We start from the raw sequence: 17,643 nt of genomic DNA on the forward strand, positions 1-17,643 counted from the left end.
TTTTAGCGCCCCACCATTCTTTCGTCGCACATTACCTAGCATTCGACCGATTCACTGAACGTTTACCTAGATCTCGCTTGGCCGCAACGCTCTGTTCCCCGAAAGTGTCATGGGCGGCACGTACGGTGATGCGGAATCTTTTTCGTCTCGCTTCAAGGAGTCTTTCTCAATGTCTCGCTCTATCTCCCGCCGCTCTCTCGCGCTCTGCGTGGCGACCGCAACCAGCCTCAGCGTGGCTGCACCGGCCTCCTCGGCCGCGATTGTGAACAACGTCATCGAACACTCGGCGGCAGACGCCAGTCTCAAGCTCACCCCGGTTGGCACCTATGAGTCCGGGGTATACGCGGAGTCGGCTGCGGAGATCGTGGCCTTCCACCCGGACTCCAAGCGCATCCTTACGGTCAATGCGCACGCGGGTCAGATTGATGTTCTCGACGCTTCTGCCCCAGCCAACCCCACCTTGATCGGCTCTATTTCTGCTGGTGAAGGCAAGGAAATCAACTCCGTAGCGGTGCGCCCCGACGGCCTGGCTGTGGCCGCCGTCCAACAGGCGGACAAGACTGAGGACGGCGAAGCACTGTTCTTCAACGCCGCGGCCGCGGACCTGGATACCGCCGAAGTGGGCCGCGTGATGGTGGGTGCATTGCCGGATAACGTCCACCTCACCGCAGATGGCGGCTACGCACTGCTGGCCAACGAAGGCGAACCATCCAATGAGCTCAACGCCGAGGGCACCGACTACGTGACGGACCCGGAAGGATCCGTCTCCGTTATCAAGCTTCCGGAGGCTGTTGAGGCGCCAACGCAGGCGGATGCCCGCATCGCTGGATTCACGGCTTTCGACGACCAGCCTCTGCCAGAGGGCGTGCGAGTCTTCGGCCCCTCCGGCCATGATTCTAAGCCGTCCATCGACTTTGAGCCGGAGTACATCACCTCCCAGGACGGCAAGGCTTTCGTGTCGCTGCAGGAGGCCAACGCCATCGGCGTCATCGATATTGAATCCGCCACGGTGGAGAAGATCCTGCCCGCCCACATCGCGGATCACTCGCAGGTCCCGCTGGACCCCTCGAACAAGGATGACGCGGCCGAGCTGCGCACGCTCCCGGTCAAGGGCCTGTCCATGCCAGATTCCATCGGCGCCTTCACCGCTGGTGGCCAGACCTACTTTGCCACTGCGAACGAAGGCGATGCCCGCGAGTGGGGTGTGAAGGAAAAGGACGGTGGCTCCGGCGTCTACACCGATGAAGTGGAACTCAAGGATCTGGTTGAGGATGGCAAGGTATGTGAGGGCGCGCTGGGCGACGTCAACGTGGAGGAACTCGCCGGCAAAAAGCACGCTGGCAACCTGAAGCTGAGCAACGCCTCCGGCTGGAACGAAGAAAAGGGCTGTTTCGATGAGCTTTATGCCTACGGTTCTCGTTCCTTCAGCATCTACGACTCAGAGGGCAACGTTGTCTTCGATTCCGGCGCCGAGTTCGAAAAGATCACCGCTGAGCTCAACGAGCCGGGTATCTTCCACCACAACGCCGATAACGAAGAGGCAGAGTTCGACGATCGCTCTGATAACAAGGGCCCAGAACCAGAGGCCCTGACCATCGGCACCGTTGGGGAGCGCACTTATGCCTTCATTGGCGCCGAGCGCGTTGGCGGCATTTTCGTCTACGACGTCACCGACCCCGCCACCGCTTCCTTCGTCACCTATGTCAACAACCGCGACTTCTCCACTGATGAGTTCGCTGCTGCCGGCGACTTGGGCCCGGAGGGCTTTGCCTTCGTCGACAAGGCAGACTCCCCTAACGGTGAGCACCTGCTCATCGTAGGCAACGAGGTTTCCGGAACCACCACCGTCTACAACGTTGAGGACCTGCTCAATGCCGACGAGGACAACCAAGACGATGCCGACGACCACGATAACGAAGACAAGAGCAGCCAGAGTTCCCACTCCTCCACCGCGACCATCGCCGTCGGGTCTCTCATCGGAGTCATCGCCGCTGTCGCTGCCGCGGTAGGCCTGCTGAACGCCCCGGGTGTCCGCGAAACAGTTCTCAGCTTTGCTCCAGCACCGCTGCGCGAGCAGCTGGAGAAGTTCCTATAAAACCTATCTTCACTAAGGGGAAGGCTGCTACATTGAAGTGGGTTTGAGACAACCCTCCCCCTTTTTTCTCGTACTTCCTTTCGCACCCTTCCCAAGGAGAACCCCTGATTATGCGCCTTTCCACCTCACTAATCGCAGTGTGTGCCACGACGATGGCATTGGTCACCCCGCTGGCCTCAGCCGCCGAATCAGCTGAGAGCAGCCAGTCCTCCTCGTCCTCCCTGAGCCAAAGCTCCACGGGCGGAAGCTCCGAGGGTCCAAACGGTGGAAGCTCGATGAACGTCGGACGCATCGACACCTCTGATCTTTCCGAGGAGTGTGCGAACCAGGTACGCAAGGCGCAAGAGGAGCACGAAAAGGCGGTGGCTGATGGCACCGCGGGCTCTTCCTTCATGGGTCCGCAGGAGCTCGGGCTCGGCATCCTTAACGGTTATGGTTCCTCCGGTATGCCCGCAGAACCAGATTGCGTCCAGGCAGAAAAGGACGCGGCGCTGGAGAAGGAATGGGACGAGATGCCCGACTGGGTGCAGTCTGCGCGCCCCAATGACACGGCCGAGGAGGTCTTTGCCTGGGTCGGCGGCACGATCGCGCTGGTCGCCGTCGCGATTAATGCGTTGACCGTGGTCGCGCAATTCGACCCATCCGTCCTCGACGGCCTGCGTGCGTTCCTGAAGAGCCAGGGCTTCTACTGGGATAACTCCCAGAAGAAGGAAGACGAGAAGGCGGCTGCGAAATAGCCGCTGCCCCAACGAAAAGAAACGCGCGAACCTATACGGTTCGCGCGTTGTTGTTAGGGTTCGCGCGTGGTATTCAGCTGCTGGCTGAGGGGGGGAGCTACTCCTTGCTTAGAACAGCTCCTCGGTAGCAATCTGGGCACCTTCCACGAGGGACTCCAGCTTGGCCCACGCAATCTGGCGGTGCAAACGGCCGCCGAGGCCGCAGTCCGTCGATGCAATCACGTTTTCCGGGCCCACCAGTTCAGCAAACTGGATGATGCGGTCGGCCACCAAGCGCGGATGCTCCACAGCATTCGTGGAGTGCGAAACCACACCCGGGTAGATCACAGTGCCCTCCGGCAGCTTGTGGTCCTTCCACACGCGCCACTCGTGCGCGTGACGCGGCGAGGCGCCCTCGAAGGAGAAGCCGCCGACCTTGGCTTGCAAGATCTCCTCAATGATGTCCTCGAAAGGAATATCCGTCACGTGCGGGCCATGCCAGGAGCCCCAGCAGATGTGCAGGCGGGTCTGCTCACGCGGGATATCCTTGATGGACTCGTTGAGGATCTCAATGCGCTCGCGCAAGAAGGCCTGGAAATCCTCGACCGTCGGCTCCGGAACCACCGAGTCCCAGGCTTCGGCCAGGTCTGGGGCGTCGAATTGCACCGTCAAGCCGGCATCGGTGATGGCCTTGTACTCCACCTTGAGCGCCTCGCCACACGCACGCACGAGATCGGACTCATCCTCGTAGTACTTGTTGGGCAGGCGGGCCGCAGCGCCCGGGGACAGTGCGGCGACGAAGCCTTCGGTGCCTTCGGGGAGGGCATCGGCAAGCAGCTTCACGTCAGCCTCGACCTGCTCCTGGCCGATGTAGGTAACCGGCCCGGTGAACTCCGGGTTTGCAACCTTCTTGCGGCCGGTAAAGATACCGGAATCCGGGTCGTTATAGGCCTCCGCGAACAGGGCGCGGTCGCGGCGATCCTTCATCGAGGAGAGGCGAATCTTGCCCGGTTCGGAGCGGATCTTGTCACCGATCTCCCAGCGGTCCTTGTCCGTCATGGTCAGACCACCCAGGCGGGTAAAGGAGTAGTTCCACCAGGCGCCATAGTCCACAGCGCCAGAGGTGATGTGGCCGTATTCGCCTTCGTTAATGATGTCGATGCCGAGATCAACCTGGCGCTTGACCACGTCAGCGACCGAGCGCTCCAGAATCTCGTGGAACTTCTCATCGGAGATGGTGCCGGCGGAGCGCTCGAGGTTAGCGTCCAACAGCTCCTGCGTGCGCGGCAACGAGCCGACGTGAGTGGTACGGATCTTATTGACCATGAGGAAACGGCCTCCCTTTCAACTAGACTGTGCTGTCTAGCGTAACCCACGGGCGAAGCACAGCCCGCCTCATTCTGTACTTTTATTCAGCACACGAATGCGGGGTGTTACCTCAGCCGAGAATTCCGGCGCCCATCGTCGCTTTGAGATCACCCATGAGGTTGCTGGAGCGCTCCACGCGCAGATGTTCGCCGAGGACCATCATGGTGGACTCTTCGCCGTCGACAAGCGTGAGGTACACCTCAGACTCACCCTTGTTGTTGACCAAGACCTGCTTCAGCCGCGCAATGTTGTCCATGGTGCACTGATCCGTGCGCATGGTCAGGCGCAGCGGCAGACCGGCACCGTTACCCGGCCCCAAATCGGGAACGCGGATATCGGAGCAGAACAGGGACATGCGCTCATCGCGGATCTTCACCTGGACCTTGGCCAGGATGATGTTGTCTTCAGCGATCTGCGGGGCTACCAGCGAGTACACCTGGTTGAACACGAGGATATCCACCTGGGCGCCGTTATGGTCTTCGATGCTCACGATGGCCCAGGGCGAGCCATCGCGCTTGGAAAAGCGCCTGTCAACGCCCGAGATAATGCCGCCAATCACGAGCTCCTGGCCATTGCCCACTTCGCCGTTGAGGATCTTGGTAATTGGGGTATCCGTCTGCGCATTCAGTGCTTCCTCGAAACCATCAAGCGGGTGGCCAGACACGTACAGGCCGAGCATCTCCCTTTCCAGAGCCAGCTCGTGTTTACGGTCCCAGTTCTCCTCCGGGATATCGATGGCAAAAGCAGAAACAGAGTCACCCTGTTCATCCCCGCCTCCGAAGCCAGCGAAGAGGTCGAATTGCCCCTTGTCGGCTGCCTTTTTGGTCGTCTGCACCGAATCCACGGCGTCTTCATGAATAAGCATGAGGCCCTTGCGTGGGTGTTCCAGGGAATCGAAAGCACCAGCCTTAATGAGGGATTCGGTGACACGCTTCGAACAGGCCGCCAGCTCAATCTTGTCCAGATAGTCGGAGAAGGATGTGAAAGCCCCTTTCTCCCGGCGGGTCTTCACGATGGAATCCACCACTTCCCCGCCGACGTTGCGGATAGCGCCCATGCCGAAACGAATATCTTCGCCGACAGCCTGGAAGGTCTCCACCGACTCATTAACGTCCGGTGAGAGCACGCGGATGCCCAGGTGGCGGCAGTCAGCCAGGTAGATAGCGGACTTGTCCTTCTTATCACCCACCGAGGTCAACAGTGCGGCCATGTATTCCGGCGCATAGTAGGCCTTGAGGTAGGCCGTCCAGAAGGACACCAAACCATAACCCGCGGCATGGGACTTGTTGAACGCGTAGGAGGCGAAGGGCTCAATGGTGCCCCACAGAGCATCCATTGCTTCCTTGGAGTAGCCATTGTCCTTCATGCCGCCCCAGAACTTGTCATACTGCTGGGCCAGCACTTCTGGCTTCTTCTTACCCATGGCTTTACGGAAGCCATCTGCCTCGCCGGCGGTGTAGTTTGCCACTTTCTGCGAGATACGCATGATCTGCTCTTGGTACACGATAAGACCGTAAGTCTCATCGAGGATTTCCTTGAGCGGCTCCTCCAGCTCGGGGTGAATTGGGGTAATTTCCTTGCGGCCGTTCTTGCGGTCCGCATAATCCCAGTGCGCGTTCACACCCATCGGGCCCGGGCGGTAGAGCGCCAGTGACGCCACGATGTCCTTAAAGCCCGTTGGCTTCATGCGCTTGAGCAGCTCCTGCATGCCGCCCGAGTCGAGCTGGAACACGCCCAACGTATCGCCGCGCGACAGCAGGTCATAGACCTTTGAGGCATTCGGGTCGTCGGCATGGAGGTCTTCTAGGTGGACTTCCTCGCCGCGGTTTTTCTTGATGTTTTCCAGGCAGTCACCGATCACGGTGAGGTTGCGCAGTCCCAAGAAGTCCATCTTCAGCAGGCCGATGGCCTCACAGGCCGGGTAGTCCCAGCCGGTGATGTAGGCGCCGTCGGCTGGGCGCTTCCACATCGGGATGTGGTCCATGAGCCGGACCGAGGCCATAATCACCGCGCAGGCATGCACGCCGGCCTGACGGACCACGCCCTCGAGGCCGCGGGCGGTCTCATAGATCTTCTTGACGTCCGGGTCAGTCTCAATCATCTGCCGGACCTCGGCCGCCTCCGAATAGCGCTCGTGCTCTGGGTCCGTGATGCCGGCGAGCGGGATGTCCTTGGCCATGATCGCGGGTGGCAGGGCGCCGTTGATGCGGTCCGCCATCTGGAAGCCCGGCTGGCCAAAGTGCACCTTGGCGGAGTCCTTAATGGCCTGCTTGGTCTTCACGGTACCGAAGGTGATCACCTGGGCAACCTTGTCCTCGCCCCACCGCTCGGCGGCGTAGGTAATCATCTCGCCGCGGCGGCGATCATCGAAGTCGATATCGATATCCGGTGCGGACGGACGCTCCGGGTTCAAGAATCGCTCGAAGAGCAGGCCATGCTCGATGGGGTCAATGTTGGTAATCGTCAGCGCGTAGGCCACGAGCGCACCGGCCGCCGAACCACGGCCCGGACCAACGCGAATGCCGATGGAGCGCGCGTGCTTGATGAGCTCGGCCACGATGAGGAAGTAGGAAGGGTAGCCCTTCATATCGATGACGCTGATCTCGTACTCAGCACGGTCGATGTACTCCTGCGGCACATCCCCACCGTTGAAGCGATCCTTCAGTCCCTCCATCACCTCGTGAGTTAGCCAGGAGGTTGGGGTGTAGCCCTCGGGGACGTCGGCAATCGGCATGCGGTCATGGGTGTGCTCCTCCCAAATCGCGCCATAGTCCTGCACGCGCTCGGCAATCCACAGGGTGTTATCGCAGGCCTCCGGCACCATGTGGTCCCACAGCTCACGCATCTGCGCAGCAGTCTTAATGTAGTAGCCGGTGCCGTCGAACTTGAAACGGTCCGGGTCCATAAACGTCTTGCCCGTCTGCACGCAGAGCATGGCCTCGTGGGAGGGCGCCTGGGATTCCAGCACGTAGTGGCAGTCATTGGTCACCAACGGCGGCAGATCCAGCTTGCGGCCGATCTCCAGCAGACCGTCACGCGTGCGCTTTTCGATGTCCAGCCCATGGTCCATGAGCTCTAGGAAGAAGTTGTCCTTGCCATAAATGTCCTGCCACATGGCAGCAGCTTCGAGCGCCTCATTGAACTGCCCCAAGCGCAGGCGGGTCTGCACATCGCCGGAAGGGCACCCGGTGGTCGCGATGATGCCTTCAGCATGCTCGGCAATCAGCTCGGCGTCCATGCGCGGCCACTTACCTAGCTGACCCTCGTAGGAGGCCAAAGAGGACAGCTTGAACAGGTTGCGCAGCCCGGTTTCATTCTCCGCCAGCATGGTCTGGTGGAGGTAGGCACCGGAGGCAGAGACGTCATCGCGCTTCTGATCCGGTGTTCCCCACAACACGCGCTTTTTGTTGAAGCGCGACTCGGGCGCCAGGTAAGCCTCGATGCCGATGATGGGCTTCACGCCGGCGCTCGTCATCCTTTGGTAGAAGGCGTTGGAGCCGTACATGTTGCCGTGGTCGGTCATGCCGACCGCGGGCATGCCTTGGCGTAGCACTTCATCAGCCAACATGTCCACCTTGGCCATGCCATCCAGCATGGAGAACTCGGTGTGGTTGTGCAGGTGGACGAAGGAGGAGTTTTTGGCCATGCGGCTCATCTTAGCGGGGACGTCAAACTTCGCTCGTAGGTCCTCGTTAAGGTACATTTTCTTAAATGTTCTACACCATTGCTGCCTATCTCATGTGGGGTTTCTTCCCAGCGTTCTTCCCGCTGCTGCGCCCCGCCAGCCCGTTTGAGATTTTGGCCCACCGCATCGTGTGGACCGCCGTTCTCGTCACCGCAGTGTTGCTGGTGACAGGTGGCTGGCGCGAGCTGAAAGCGTTCAGCCTGCGCACTTGGGGGTGGATGTTTGCCTGTGGCGTGGCCATCACCATCAACTGGGGCACCTATGTCATCGCCATCAACAGCGATCACGTGGCCGATGCCGCACTGGGCTATTTCATCAACCCTCTCGTCTCCGTGGCCCTCGGCATTATTTTCCTCAAGGAGAAGCTGACGAAGGCGCAGGTGGCGTCGGTCAGCATCGCCTTCATCGCAGTGTTGTGGCTGACCTTCATGACCGGTCAGGCCCCCTATTATTCGCTGGCTTTGGCCTTCAGCTTCGGAATCTATGGTTTGCTCAAGAAACGCATCACGGTTTCCTCGATGGGCTCTGTGGCCGCGGAAACCTTGGTCATGCTCCCCTTCGCGCTGATCTACCTGGGCTACCTCCAGGCACAGGGCGAATCCACCTTCACTACCGAAGGGCCCGGGCACATCGCACTGCTGGTTACCTCCGGCCTCGTCACCGCCCTGCCGCTGCTGTGTTTCGCCCAGGGCGCTAAGCACCTGCGTCTGTCTACCCTCGGCATGCTGCAGTACATGACCCCCATCATGCAGATGCTGTGGGCGCTGTTTGTCACCCAGGAACACATGTCCACGGAACGCTGGATCGGCTTCGCCATCATCTGGGTAGCGGTCATCATTTACCTGGCGGACTTGGTGCGCATGGGCCGCGCTTCTCGACGCCGCGCCCGCCTCCACCCCGCAGAGAAAACAACCCCCAGCCGGGACTAGCGGCGCTTCAGCTCGTCGCGCGCCTCCCGAGCCCGGGCACGCCGGGCGGATTCCTCGCGCGCGTTGAGCGCCCACCGCGGCATGAGGATGGCCATGGCGATGCAGTAGATGGCCACCACGATGAGAATGCCGAAGGCGAGCTTGTCTGCTCCCCAGATCCCTTGCGCGATGGCGGCCCCAGAGGCGATGAACGCGCCCGCCCACATCAAGAGGTAGGCAAAGCGGTAGTTCGGCGGCCACTCGGAGGTGTTGGGAAATAGGCGCATGTCTTCTCCTTGGTTGTTCTATCGGTAGCTGTTCTAGCGGTTCTCATTCTGTCCGACGTTGGCGGGCGGGCGCACGCCGAAGGAGCCCCATGCGGCATCCTCGGGCGCGACCTCCACGGTATCGACCCGCGGGTCGGAGGCGAGGGCGCGCAACTGACTCCCATCGGAATACACCACGACGGCGTCGACCTCCGATGGTGCCTCCTCCCCCATGTCACGGGCATGGTCGGACACGCGGGACAGGACGGTATCGAGGACGTCGACGCGCGTGGCGCCAGTGACAGGTTCGGGAACTGCAATGGGGGCGGCCAGCCCGATCACGATGGCATCCATGCGCTGGATTGGTCTCAGCGCATCGGAGACCTCCTGTGCGCTCAGCGCCTCGCTAAAACCCACCAGGGCATAGGCTGGCTCGTCCGCCTGCGCTAGTGAGGCCTCCGCGCGTTCGCGATATTCAGCAGCAGTCTCGGTTCCATCCGGCCCCAGCTGGTCTCCTTGCAGCGCCGCGCGGGGCTGGGTGCCAAGGAGGCCGAAAGCGAGAACCACCACCAGCGCCAGCACCGCCAACAGCACCAGCGCCGCGGCCCGGCGGCGCCGATAGATGCGCTGGCGCGTGCTCCGCTGCGGGCTCATCCGCGCAAAACCTCCACGGCGTGCTTCAGGTCCTCGGGATAAGGTGCGGTGCATTCAAACCACCTGCCAGTACCCGGGTGGGTAAATCCGAGCTTTACCGCATGCAGCCACTGGCGGTTAAGCCCCACGCGCTTGGCCAGGTTCGGGTCACAGCCATACATCGGATCACCCACACAGGGATGCCCGGTGGCGGACATGTGGACGCGGATCTGGTGGGTTCGGCCGGTCTCCAAATGAACTTCGAGGAGGCTAGCCTCGCGGAAGGCCTCCAGCAGCTTGTAATGTGTCACCGCCGGTTTGCCGTCATCGACGACCCCAAATTTCCAGCCCGCCGAAGGATGACGGCCAATGGGTGCATCAATGGTCCCCACGATGGGATCCGGCAAGCCTTGGACCACGGCGTGATAGGTCTTCTTCACGGTGCGCTCGCGGAAGGCGTTCTTGAGTTGGGAGTAGGCACGCTCACTGGCGGCCACCACCATGACGCCGGAGGTTCCCACGTCGAGGCGGTGGACAATGCCCTTGCGTTCGGTAGGGCCGGCGTCGGCAAGCGCATAGCCCGCCGCCCGCAGCCCGCCAATGACGGTGGGGCCATCCCAGCCCAACGTCGGGTGCGCGGCCACCCCCACCGGTTTGAACACACAGATGACGTCCTCGTCGACATAGAGGACATCCATGCCCTCCACCAGCTCCTCCTTGGGGACAAGTGGTTCCTCAGGCGCCGGCATCATGACGTCGATCCACCCGCCGGCGTTTAAGCGCTCGGACTTGCCCACTGCCTCGCCGTCGATTTCCACGTCACCCGCCGTGCACAACTGGGCCACTCGGGCGCGGGAAATACCCAGGAGCTTGGCCAAGGCAGCGTCCACGCGCATGCCATCGAGGCCCTCGGGTACCGGCAACCTACGGCTTTCGCGCATTACACTCCCCCGCTTCCTGCTCTTCCGACTTCTCATTCATCTCTGAGTAGAACATCGCGATGATGAAAACCACCACGCCACAGGTGATTGCCGCGTCCGCGATATTGAACACTGCGAAGCTGCCCACGGAGATATAATCCACGACGTGGCCGAACCAGAACCCTGGCTCACGGACCAGGCGGTCGATGAAATTGCCCAGCGCGCCGCCAGCGATCATTGCCAGCCCGATGGCCTGCCACTTGTCGTGGATACGCGGAGCGGCGATGGCCACGCCAACGATGAAGGCCAATTGGATTGTGGTAAACAGCCACGTCGAGCCCTCCCCTCCCATGGAGAAGGCCGCGCCGGGGTTAAACAAAAGGTAGAAGCGGAACCAGTCACCGAACACCGGTAAGGCTTCCCCTTCGGTGAGGATGGACAGCATCAGCGCCTTCACGGCTTGGTCGACGGCAGCCACACCGAGCACCACCGCAACCATCACTCCGATATAACTCCTTGCTTTCACCCGTTCCATTCTAAACAGGCTCATCCGGTAATTTGGAATGCGTGTTTCGTGTGAGAGCTCTAGCAGTCCTGTCCGCCACCGTCCTAGGAGTAAGCGGCGCGCTCGCCGGCTGTTCCTATTCCCAGCCGTCCAAGCCAGTCGAAGAACCGGTCGGCTTGGCCCTCGACGCCCCGCGCGTCACCCTCTTGGAGCCCGGTGACGGTGCCAGCCGCGTTCTGGCTTATCAGGATCTCGATGCTTCTCAGGAGCTGACCTACAAGGTCGCCACGGGTTTCGACCAGCAGCTGCGCAAAGATGGCAGCGCTGCCCCTTCGCCGGCGACCGAGGATACGGTCACTCTTCCGCTGCAGGCTTCGGTGGAAGCTGCCACCGAGAACGTCGAAGGCCAGCTTCCGGCGAGCCGCAACGCCTTCGTCACCGTGGGCAAGCCCGAGGCTGACGGCACGGATGTCTCCTCCGCCGAGGGTTTCCAGTTTGGGTGGCGTGGTACGGATACCGGACAGATGAATTCTCTGCGCCTAGCGGCCCCGCAGGCAGCAACCGATCAGGCCCGCAGCACAGTCGAGCGCGCTATCTCCAGCCTGACCTCCCTGCCCATCGTCTTCCCAGATGAGGAAATCGGCCCCGGCGCGACATGGATGGTGGAATCGCGCGTCACTGGCGAATCCACGCTGCTGCAAACCACGACATATACCTTGGACAAGCTGGACGGGGATACCGCCACCCTCAGCGTCAAGGTGGAGCAGCGTCCTTCCCTGGGCGCGCTGTCCTTTGACGGTGCCGACGCCCCCGAGGAACTGCAGGGCAAAGAACTCAAGGTGCTCGATCACACCTCCACCTCGGAAGGCTCGGTCACAGTTGATCTGACCAAGCCGCTTCCCACCGCCGGCGATGTCTCTGTGACCACCGCCATTTCTTATGGTGCGGAAGGCTCCGATCTTCGCGTGGTGCAGACCAGCGCCACCGAAATGGAGTTCACAACCGACTAGCTAGCGCGCTCAGCGCCTATGCCGCTGCACGCGGCAGCCGCGTCACGGGTTTCCAGACAACACAGCGCCCACCACCTGACTGGCAGAAAAGCCAGTGGGTGGTGGGCGCTGAGGTTTTTGTCGGCCGAGCTTACTGAGCTGGGGCCTCAGCGGGAGCCTCAGCGTCCTCTGCAGGCACCTCGGCAGGGGCCTGCTCGGCTGGCGCTTCCTCGCCTTCAGCGGGGGCGTCGGCAGGCGCCGCTGCGTCTTCCGGCACGGAATCGGCGCACATCTCCGGAACCTCTTCCGGCGGGACGATGTTGGTGACCAAAACACAAGCCCAGGTCTTAGACAGCTTCCATGTACCACTCTCGTTGATGAACTCCACCTGGTCGGCGGTCTGCTGCTGACCATCCGGGGTATTGATGTGGACGGTCGCCAGCGCGGAATCCGGCACGAGGCCCGGAATGACCGGGGCCACGACCTCGAAGGTGGCACCGGATTCGGCCTGGGACTGCGACATGACGTCGAAAAGCTCCGGCGCCGTCTCGCTACCCTGGACCAGCTGCACCTTCTCTTCCTGGGGAAGGTTCGGGTCCGCGGCCTTGGACAGAATCTCGTTGAGCTGCTCCACAGTGGGCATCTCGGTGGAGACAACCTGCGAGGCGGAGGTTTCGCCCGAAGGCTTGGCGGCGGTGCTGCTCTCGCTCGCTGCATCCTCAGAAGACGAGCAGGCGGACAGGACAGTCGCGGCGCCCAGAGCCAAGACGGCGGCGCTCAGCTTGAAGGATTTCACAAATACTCCTCACGTAGGGGATCGTGGTTTATCCTTTTTACTTTAGCGTCCGTGAACCCAGCCCTGGGTTTCCCGCGCAGGTGCGTGGCTGTAGTAGCCTGCTGGCATGACCTTTGCCCTCATCGCCACCGGTGGCACCATCGCTTGTACGACGGTCCGTGACGGTTCCCTAGTCCCCACCGTTAGCGGCCAGCAACTGGCCGCTTCTCTGGGCACTGACGGCGGCACGCACGACATTGAGGTGGTGGAATTCCGCGCGCTAGATTCCAGCTCAATTACGTTGGCCGACCTCGATGAGCTCCTGTTGTGCGTTCGCGAACAGCTCTCCCGCCCAGACATCGACGGCGTCCTCATCACGCACGGCACCGATTCCATGGAGGAAACCGCGCTGGCCTTGTCCCTTTTTGACTTAGGCGATGGCCCTATCGTGCTCACCGGCGCCCAGCGCGCCTTCGACCACCCGGCCGGTGATGGCCCGCGCAACCTGCGCGAGGCCTATGGGCTTCTGCGCTCCGGCAAGCCGGGCGTGTGGGTGCAGTTCGGCGGCAAGACTATCCCTGGGCGCGGTGCGCGCAAGTGGCATACTTCGCAGCTCAACGGCTTTGAGGAATTGCCGGTGGGAGTCTCCACCTTAGCGCCCCTCCCCCTAGCGCCCTTGGCCAATCACCCCGTTGAGATCATCGCGGCCTACCCAGGGGCATCAGCCGAGCTTGTCGACGCCTCCCTTAAACACGCCTCCGGCCTCGTCATCGAGGCGATGGGTTCGGGAAACATGGGCGCGGAGATGGGTGCCGGGGTGACCCGCGCGCTGCAGGCGGGCGTGCCCGTGGTGATCAGCACCCGAACTCCCTACGGGAATACCAAGCTGGCCTATGGCGGCGCTGGCGGTGGCGCCACCTTGGGCGAGATGGGCGCGGTGGCCGCCGGCGGATTCCGCGCCGGGCAGGCCCGCATTATGCTTGCTGCGGCACTTGCTACAGGCACGCCGGTGGCAGAGATGTTTAGTAAGGCACCAACCAGCACGGCCTATACCGCGGGCTAATTGTCCTCGCGTGGTGGGGCCTCTACCGCCCCCTCGGGGGCGACGTCACCGTCAAGCTCGGCATCATTGTCCGGCAGGACGTCCTCCCAGGCCAAGGAGTCCAGCGGATCGGCTGGGCGGAGCTCTTCATCCTCAGCGGCGAAGGAGCGCACAAACCCCGGGCCCGTAGCGCGGGTTTCAAAGCGCACGCTGACCACTCCGTGGCCCGCACCCTGAATCCAACCGTGGCCGAAGTCGGGGTGATAAACGTCCTGAGTAGCACGCCATTTGCGGCTCGGCGATTCCTCGGAATCTGCAGTGGAGGAGACATCGACTGGGGTGGACGTGCTGCCCGGCAGATAATCGCTGACCCCGGTTTCATAGTCCGTGTCTGGGTCCTGGCGCACGATCTCACGGTCTAGTTCCGGAAAGAGCACGTCTTGGCGGGCCTCCTCCAACCCTGAGTAGCTCACGCCCACCAGCCTGATAGGACCGAGTTCTTCTGGGTAGCGCGCTAAACTCAGCGCTTTGGCTTCGAGCACCTTCAGATCATCTGTCGCATAGGGCAAGGTGGCTGAGCGTGACTCGATGTGAAAGTCCGCCATCCGCAGCTTCACCGTCACCGTGCGCGCGCCGCGACCATCCTTCAACAAACGGGAATGAGCGCCATGCGCCGCGCGAATCAGCGCCGCATCTACCTCTGCCGCCGTGCGCAGATCGGTGGGATAGGTGAACTCGGTGGAGATTTGTTTGGCAATCGCGCGCGGGGCAACTGGACGCTCATCAATCCCTTGGGCAAGCTCCCACAACTGCACACCCACCACACCGCCGAGCGAAATCTCGACTTCCTTGCGGCTCATTGCGGCCAGCTGGCCGATAGTCTCCACTCCGATGGCGGCAAGCTTCTGCTGGGTGACCGGCCCCGCACCCCACAGCTTTCCCACCGGCAGCGGGTGAATGAGCTCCTCGAAGCGCTCTCGTGGAACAACGAAGGTGCCGTCCGGTTTGGCCTCCCCCGAGGCGATCTTCGCGCTCTGCTTTCCCGCACCCGCACCAATAGAGCTGGGAAGGCCCGTCTCCGCTCGAATCACGCGGCGCAGGTTCTCTGCCCACTCACGAACCTCGTCGGCTGAGGCACCGACTAGTGCCTCAGGTTCCATGAAGGCCTCGTCGATGGAAAGCTGCTCGATGACCCCAGCGTGCTCCGCAATGATCTCAAATACCCGGCGCGAAGCCACCGAATAGACTGCTCGGCGAGGTTGCACCACCACGGCACGAAAACCCACGAGCTGCTGCGCGCGGAACATGGGCATGGCGGAATGCGCGCCATAAGCGCGCGCCTCATAGGAAGCACCCGCGACGACCCCGCGGCCGGACGTCCCTCCCACCAGCACCGGACGACCGCGCAGGGTGGGCCGAGTCAGCTGTTCCACCGAGGCATAGAACGCATCCATGTCGATGTGAAGAACCCAGCGCTGCATAACTACAAGTCTAAAACATATATTCGCATCCACAAGGAAGCCCTAGGCAGGCAAAGAGAACTAGCTCTCATGCGCGGCATAAGTGATCTATGCCCCACGATTGGCGCTTGGCGCTAGACACCAAACCCCGCTTGCATGCATCATGTATACATGCAAAAAGACAAGGTACCTGCCGCTGAAAGGGCCTATGAGCACCTCAAGCGCCGCATCATCGATGACGAGGTCGATGACTCGGACATGCTCTCCGAAGCCGCCCTAGCCGCCGAGCTAGGGATGAGCCGAACCCCGGTGCGCGAGGCTTTCCTCCGCTTGGAGGTGGAAGGCTTTTTGAAGCTCTATCCCAAACGTGGCGCGTTGGTCGTGCCGATTAGCCCCCGCGAGATCCGAGAAGTCTACGAGGCCCGCCTCCTCGTGGACGAGAACTCTGCGCGCCACATCTGCGGGCTATCCCCCGAGGAACGTGAACTCATTGCCGATGTCCTCGATGCCACCATCGAGGAACAAAATGCCGCCCTCGACGCTGGCGATCTGGGCACCTATACCCAACTAGACGCTAAGTTTCACCAAACCATCATGGACAACGGCGGCAACCGCCTGCTGGCGCACCTCGGCCACACGCTGCGCGAGCGCCAACAGCGTTTTACCGCCACCGCCATCGGCCGCAGCGTTGAGAAGGCCCGCGCCTTCGTGGCCCAGCACGCAGTGCTTGCCGACGCCCTCCGCACCGGCGACATCGACTCCTACCTGACCGAACTCCATTCCCACCTCAACTCCTCAAGGAAGCAACTGTGACTGTATCCGCGCATTCGAGCTCTGCTGTCGAGGCGCCCGCTACCCAAACCGACGCCTGTACAGAAGCCGACACCACTACCGAAAGCTCTGAAGGCACTGAAAGCTCTGCCTGCACAGGGTCGCCCATCCGCTCCCTCGAAGCGCCGCTACCAAAGCGTGCGTGGTACCCCGTCGCTGGCTCAATGATTGCCGTGGCGTGGGGCGGAAACGAGTTCACCCCGCTGCTGGTGATGTATCGCGAGACCTCCAATTTTTCCCAGGTTACGGTCAATGGGCTTCTCGCCGCCTATGTCGTAGGTATTATCCCCGCCCTGCTGATTGGTGGCCCACTATCCGACCTGCTTGGCCGCCGCCCCCTGCTGCTCCCCGCGGCACCGCTGTCATTGGCAGGCTCTTTCTTGCTGTCCATCGCCCCCAACGAGCCACTCATCATTGCGCTGGGGCGCGTCCTGTGCGGCATGGCTTTGGGTTTGGTCATGGCCGTGGGCTCAACGTGGATTACAGAGCTCATCACGCGTGCTGGCGGGGACCCGGCGACAGGCGCCCGCAAAGCGTCCTTGTGCTTGACCGCAGGCTTCCTCGTGGGCGCAGGTATCGCTTCGGTACTGGCTCAGTGGGGCCCATGGCCGACCCACACGGCTTATATCCTCCACATGTTGCTTACGTTACTGACCGCCGTGTGGATCCTGCATACCCCGGAGACCCGCCAGCCCAGCCGAGGCGACGTCAAGACCACAGTCTTGGAGCTGCGGGTGCGCGACATGCTGGAGATGCTGCATATCCCGGCCGTTGCTCACAAGCGTTTCCTGCGCGTCGTCGTCCCCGTGGCCCCGTGGGTATTCGGTTGCGCGGGAGCAGCCTATGCGCTGCTGCCACAGCTCTTGTCCGATTCGGCAGGTGATGCCCCTATCGCTTTCTCCGGCCTGATGACTGTCATCACCCTCGGCTGCGGTGTCGCCGTCCAGATGTTGGGCCGTCTGGTGGATACCCATCAGTCTGCACGCGCCTCGGCGCTGGCCATGTTCGTCATCACCGTCGGCGCCATCCTCGGGGCCTTCGCCGCTCATTCGCTCTCCCTCCCGCTCGGCATCGCAGCCGCTGCGACGATGGGTGCGGGATACGGCCTAGCTCTCGTCGCCGGCTTGTCTGAAGTCCAGCGCATCGCGGGCGAGCGCGAGCTCGCCGGCCTGACCGCCGTGTACTACTCCATTTCCTACACCGGCTTCTTCATCCCCATGGCCTTCAGCGCGCTTGCACCCTACATAGGTTTCACCGCGTTGTTCAGTATCGGCAGCTTCTTGGCGCTGGTCTGCCTCATCAACGTTATCCTTGCCTGGCGCGCGCACCTGCCCGGCACCCGCCGCTAGCGCAGACCCCCCACAATCACTGCATCTTCCCGAGACACCCCTACGCTCAGGGCAACCTCCCGAACATCCCGTAACCACGGCGTCCTTCCTTAGGCTGCCCT

15 protein-coding genes are annotated in these 17,643 nt (G+C 62.0%); 7 read left to right on the forward strand and 8 right to left on the reverse strand.

All coding sequences use genetic code 11. The annotated features are described in order from the left end of the window. Window positions 1–169: 169 nt before the first annotated feature. Together HMPREF2943_RS09745 and HMPREF2943_RS09750 are read left to right on the forward strand one after the other, a co-directional pair. On the forward strand, window positions 170–2,095 hold the full coding sequence (locus HMPREF2943_RS09745; protein ID WP_083315671.1) for a choice-of-anchor I family protein: 1,926 nt from the start codon (window positions 170–172) through the stop codon (window positions 2,093–2,095). Window positions 2,096–2,205: 110 nt separating this feature from the next. Continuing rightward, window positions 2,206–2,832 (forward strand): hypothetical protein, encoded by a 627-nt coding sequence (locus tag HMPREF2943_RS09750; RefSeq protein ID WP_070445366.1) that lies wholly within the window; start codon window positions 2,206–2,208, stop codon window positions 2,830–2,832. Window positions 2,833–2,940: 108 nt separating this feature from the next. On the opposite strand, the gene HMPREF2943_RS09755 is transcribed toward HMPREF2943_RS09750, so the two are convergent. Together HMPREF2943_RS09755 and dnaE are read right to left on the reverse strand one after the other, a co-directional pair. After that, complete coding sequence (locus HMPREF2943_RS09755; RefSeq protein WP_070445363.1) at window positions 2,941–4,137, reverse strand: cobalamin-independent methionine synthase II family protein; 1,197 nt, start codon at window positions 4,135–4,137, stop codon at window positions 2,941–2,943. Window positions 4,138–4,249: 112 nt separating this feature from the next. Then, window positions 4,250–7,825 carry a DNA polymerase III subunit alpha gene (dnaE, locus tag HMPREF2943_RS09760; RefSeq protein WP_070711522.1) on the reverse strand — a complete coding sequence of 1,192 codons (3,576 nt, stop codon included), beginning with the start codon at window positions 7,823–7,825 and terminating at the stop codon, window positions 4,250–4,252. Window positions 7,826–7,890: 65 nt separating this feature from the next. Here dnaE and rarD point away from each other — a divergent pair, with 65 nt between their 5' ends. Beyond that, complete coding sequence (rarD, locus tag HMPREF2943_RS09765) at window positions 7,891–8,793, forward strand: EamA family transporter RarD (RefSeq protein WP_070711454.1); 903 nt, start codon at window positions 7,891–7,893, stop codon at window positions 8,791–8,793. Here rarD and HMPREF2943_RS09770 read toward each other — a convergent pair. The 4 genes from HMPREF2943_RS09770 to lspA are packed head-to-tail and all read right to left on the reverse strand — an operon-like array spanning window position 8,790 to window position 11,126. Then, on the reverse strand, window positions 8,790–9,059 hold the full coding sequence (locus tag HMPREF2943_RS09770; RefSeq protein WP_070711455.1) for a permease: 270 nt from the start codon (window positions 9,057–9,059) through the stop codon (window positions 8,790–8,792). The genes rarD and HMPREF2943_RS09770 overlap by 4 nt on opposite strands. A 33-nt stretch (window positions 9,060–9,092) precedes the next feature. Next, window positions 9,093–9,692: a hypothetical protein gene (locus HMPREF2943_RS09775; protein ID WP_070643737.1), complete on the reverse strand. Its 600-nt coding sequence runs from the start codon at window positions 9,690–9,692 to the stop codon at window positions 9,093–9,095. Then, entirely contained in the window at window positions 9,689–10,612 is a 924-nt protein-coding gene (locus tag HMPREF2943_RS09780) for an RluA family pseudouridine synthase (protein ID WP_070445351.1), read from the reverse strand. Before HMPREF2943_RS09780 ends, HMPREF2943_RS09775 begins: the two co-directional genes overlap by 4 nt. After that, window positions 10,596–11,126 (reverse strand): signal peptidase II, encoded by a 531-nt coding sequence (lspA, locus tag HMPREF2943_RS09785; protein WP_070711456.1) that lies wholly within the window; start codon window positions 11,124–11,126, stop codon window positions 10,596–10,598. The genes HMPREF2943_RS09780 and lspA overlap by 17 nt, the downstream gene beginning before the upstream one ends. A gap of 32 nt (window positions 11,127–11,158) precedes the next feature. On the opposite strand from lspA, the gene HMPREF2943_RS09790 reads away from it, so the two are divergent. Then, the gene (locus HMPREF2943_RS09790; protein ID WP_070643732.1) at window positions 11,159–12,106 is read left to right on the forward strand and encodes a DUF6263 family protein; all 948 of its coding nucleotides are present in this window, start codon (window positions 11,159–11,161) and stop codon (window positions 12,104–12,106) included. A 130-nt stretch (window positions 12,107–12,236) separates the two neighbouring features. Here HMPREF2943_RS09790 and HMPREF2943_RS09795 read toward each other — a convergent pair whose 3' ends face one another. Continuing rightward, the gene (locus HMPREF2943_RS09795; RefSeq protein ID WP_070643729.1) at window positions 12,237–12,881 is read right to left on the reverse strand and encodes a WKL family lipoprotein; all 645 of its coding nucleotides are present in this window, start codon (window positions 12,879–12,881) and stop codon (window positions 12,237–12,239) included. A 106-nt stretch (window positions 12,882–12,987) separates the two neighbouring features. On the opposite strand from HMPREF2943_RS09795, the gene HMPREF2943_RS09800 reads away from it, so the two are divergent. Further along, window positions 12,988–13,923 (forward strand): asparaginase, encoded by a 936-nt coding sequence (locus tag HMPREF2943_RS09800; protein WP_070445339.1) that lies wholly within the window; start codon window positions 12,988–12,990, stop codon window positions 13,921–13,923. Here the strand turns inward: HMPREF2943_RS09800 and HMPREF2943_RS09805 are convergent. Beyond that, window positions 13,920–15,383 (reverse strand): DNA polymerase IV, encoded by a 1,464-nt coding sequence (locus tag HMPREF2943_RS09805; RefSeq protein ID WP_070711457.1) that lies wholly within the window; start codon window positions 15,381–15,383, stop codon window positions 13,920–13,922. The two genes, HMPREF2943_RS09800 and HMPREF2943_RS09805, sit on opposite strands and share 4 nt — an antisense overlap. Window positions 15,384–15,533: 150 nt before the next feature. Between HMPREF2943_RS09805 and HMPREF2943_RS09810 the strand changes: the two genes are divergently transcribed. After that, window positions 15,534–16,175, forward strand: coding sequence for a GntR family transcriptional regulator (locus tag HMPREF2943_RS09810; RefSeq protein WP_070643720.1), 642 nt, complete (start codon window positions 15,534–15,536; stop codon window positions 16,173–16,175). Window positions 16,176–16,357: 182 nt separating this feature from the next. After that, on the forward strand, window positions 16,358–17,542 hold the full coding sequence (locus HMPREF2943_RS09815) for an MFS transporter (protein WP_343884000.1): 1,185 nt from the start codon (window positions 16,358–16,360) through the stop codon (window positions 17,540–17,542). The last annotated feature ends 101 nt before the right edge of the window (window positions 17,543–17,643 follow it).

Origin of the sequence: Corynebacterium sp. HMSC072D12, from assembly GCF_001813925.1 — a bacterium.
Lineage (GTDB): Bacteria > Actinomycetota > Actinomycetes > Mycobacteriales > Mycobacteriaceae > Corynebacterium > Corynebacterium aurimucosum.

Bases quoted from the DNA above. Each gene is read 5' to 3' on its own strand.
- HMPREF2943_RS09745 (WP_083315671.1), top strand. From the start codon at position 170: ATGTCTCGCTCTATCTCCCGCCGCTCTCTCGCGCTCTGCGTGGCGACC.
- HMPREF2943_RS09750 (WP_070445366.1), top strand. From the start codon at position 2,206: ATGCGCCTTTCCACCTCACTAATCGCAGTGTGTGCCACGACGATGGCA.
- HMPREF2943_RS09755 (WP_070445363.1), bottom strand. From the start codon at position 4,137: ATGGTCAATAAGATCCGTACCACTCACGTCGGCTCGTTGCCGCGCACG.
- dnaE (WP_070711522.1), bottom strand. From the start codon at position 7,825: ATGGCCAAAAACTCCTCCTTCGTCCACCTGCACAACCACACCGAGTTC.
- rarD (WP_070711454.1), top strand. From the start codon at position 7,891: ATGTTCTACACCATTGCTGCCTATCTCATGTGGGGTTTCTTCCCAGCG.
- HMPREF2943_RS09770 (WP_070711455.1), bottom strand. From the start codon at position 9,059: ATGCGCCTATTTCCCAACACCTCCGAGTGGCCGCCGAACTACCGCTTT.
- HMPREF2943_RS09775 (WP_070643737.1), bottom strand. From the start codon at position 9,692: ATGAGCCCGCAGCGGAGCACGCGCCAGCGCATCTATCGGCGCCGCCGG.
- HMPREF2943_RS09780 (WP_070445351.1), bottom strand. From the start codon at position 10,612: ATGCGCGAAAGCCGTAGGTTGCCGGTACCCGAGGGCCTCGATGGCATG.
- lspA (WP_070711456.1), bottom strand. From the start codon at position 11,126: ATGGAACGGGTGAAAGCAAGGAGTTATATCGGAGTGATGGTTGCGGTG.
- HMPREF2943_RS09800 (WP_070445339.1), top strand. From the start codon at position 12,988: ATGACCTTTGCCCTCATCGCCACCGGTGGCACCATCGCTTGTACGACG.
- HMPREF2943_RS09805 (WP_070711457.1), bottom strand. From the start codon at position 15,383: ATGCAGCGCTGGGTTCTTCACATCGACATGGATGCGTTCTATGCCTCG.
- HMPREF2943_RS09810 (WP_070643720.1), top strand. From the start codon at position 15,534: ATGCAAAAAGACAAGGTACCTGCCGCTGAAAGGGCCTATGAGCACCTC.
- HMPREF2943_RS09815 (WP_343884000.1), top strand. From the start codon at position 16,358: ATGATTGCCGTGGCGTGGGGCGGAAACGAGTTCACCCCGCTGCTGGTG.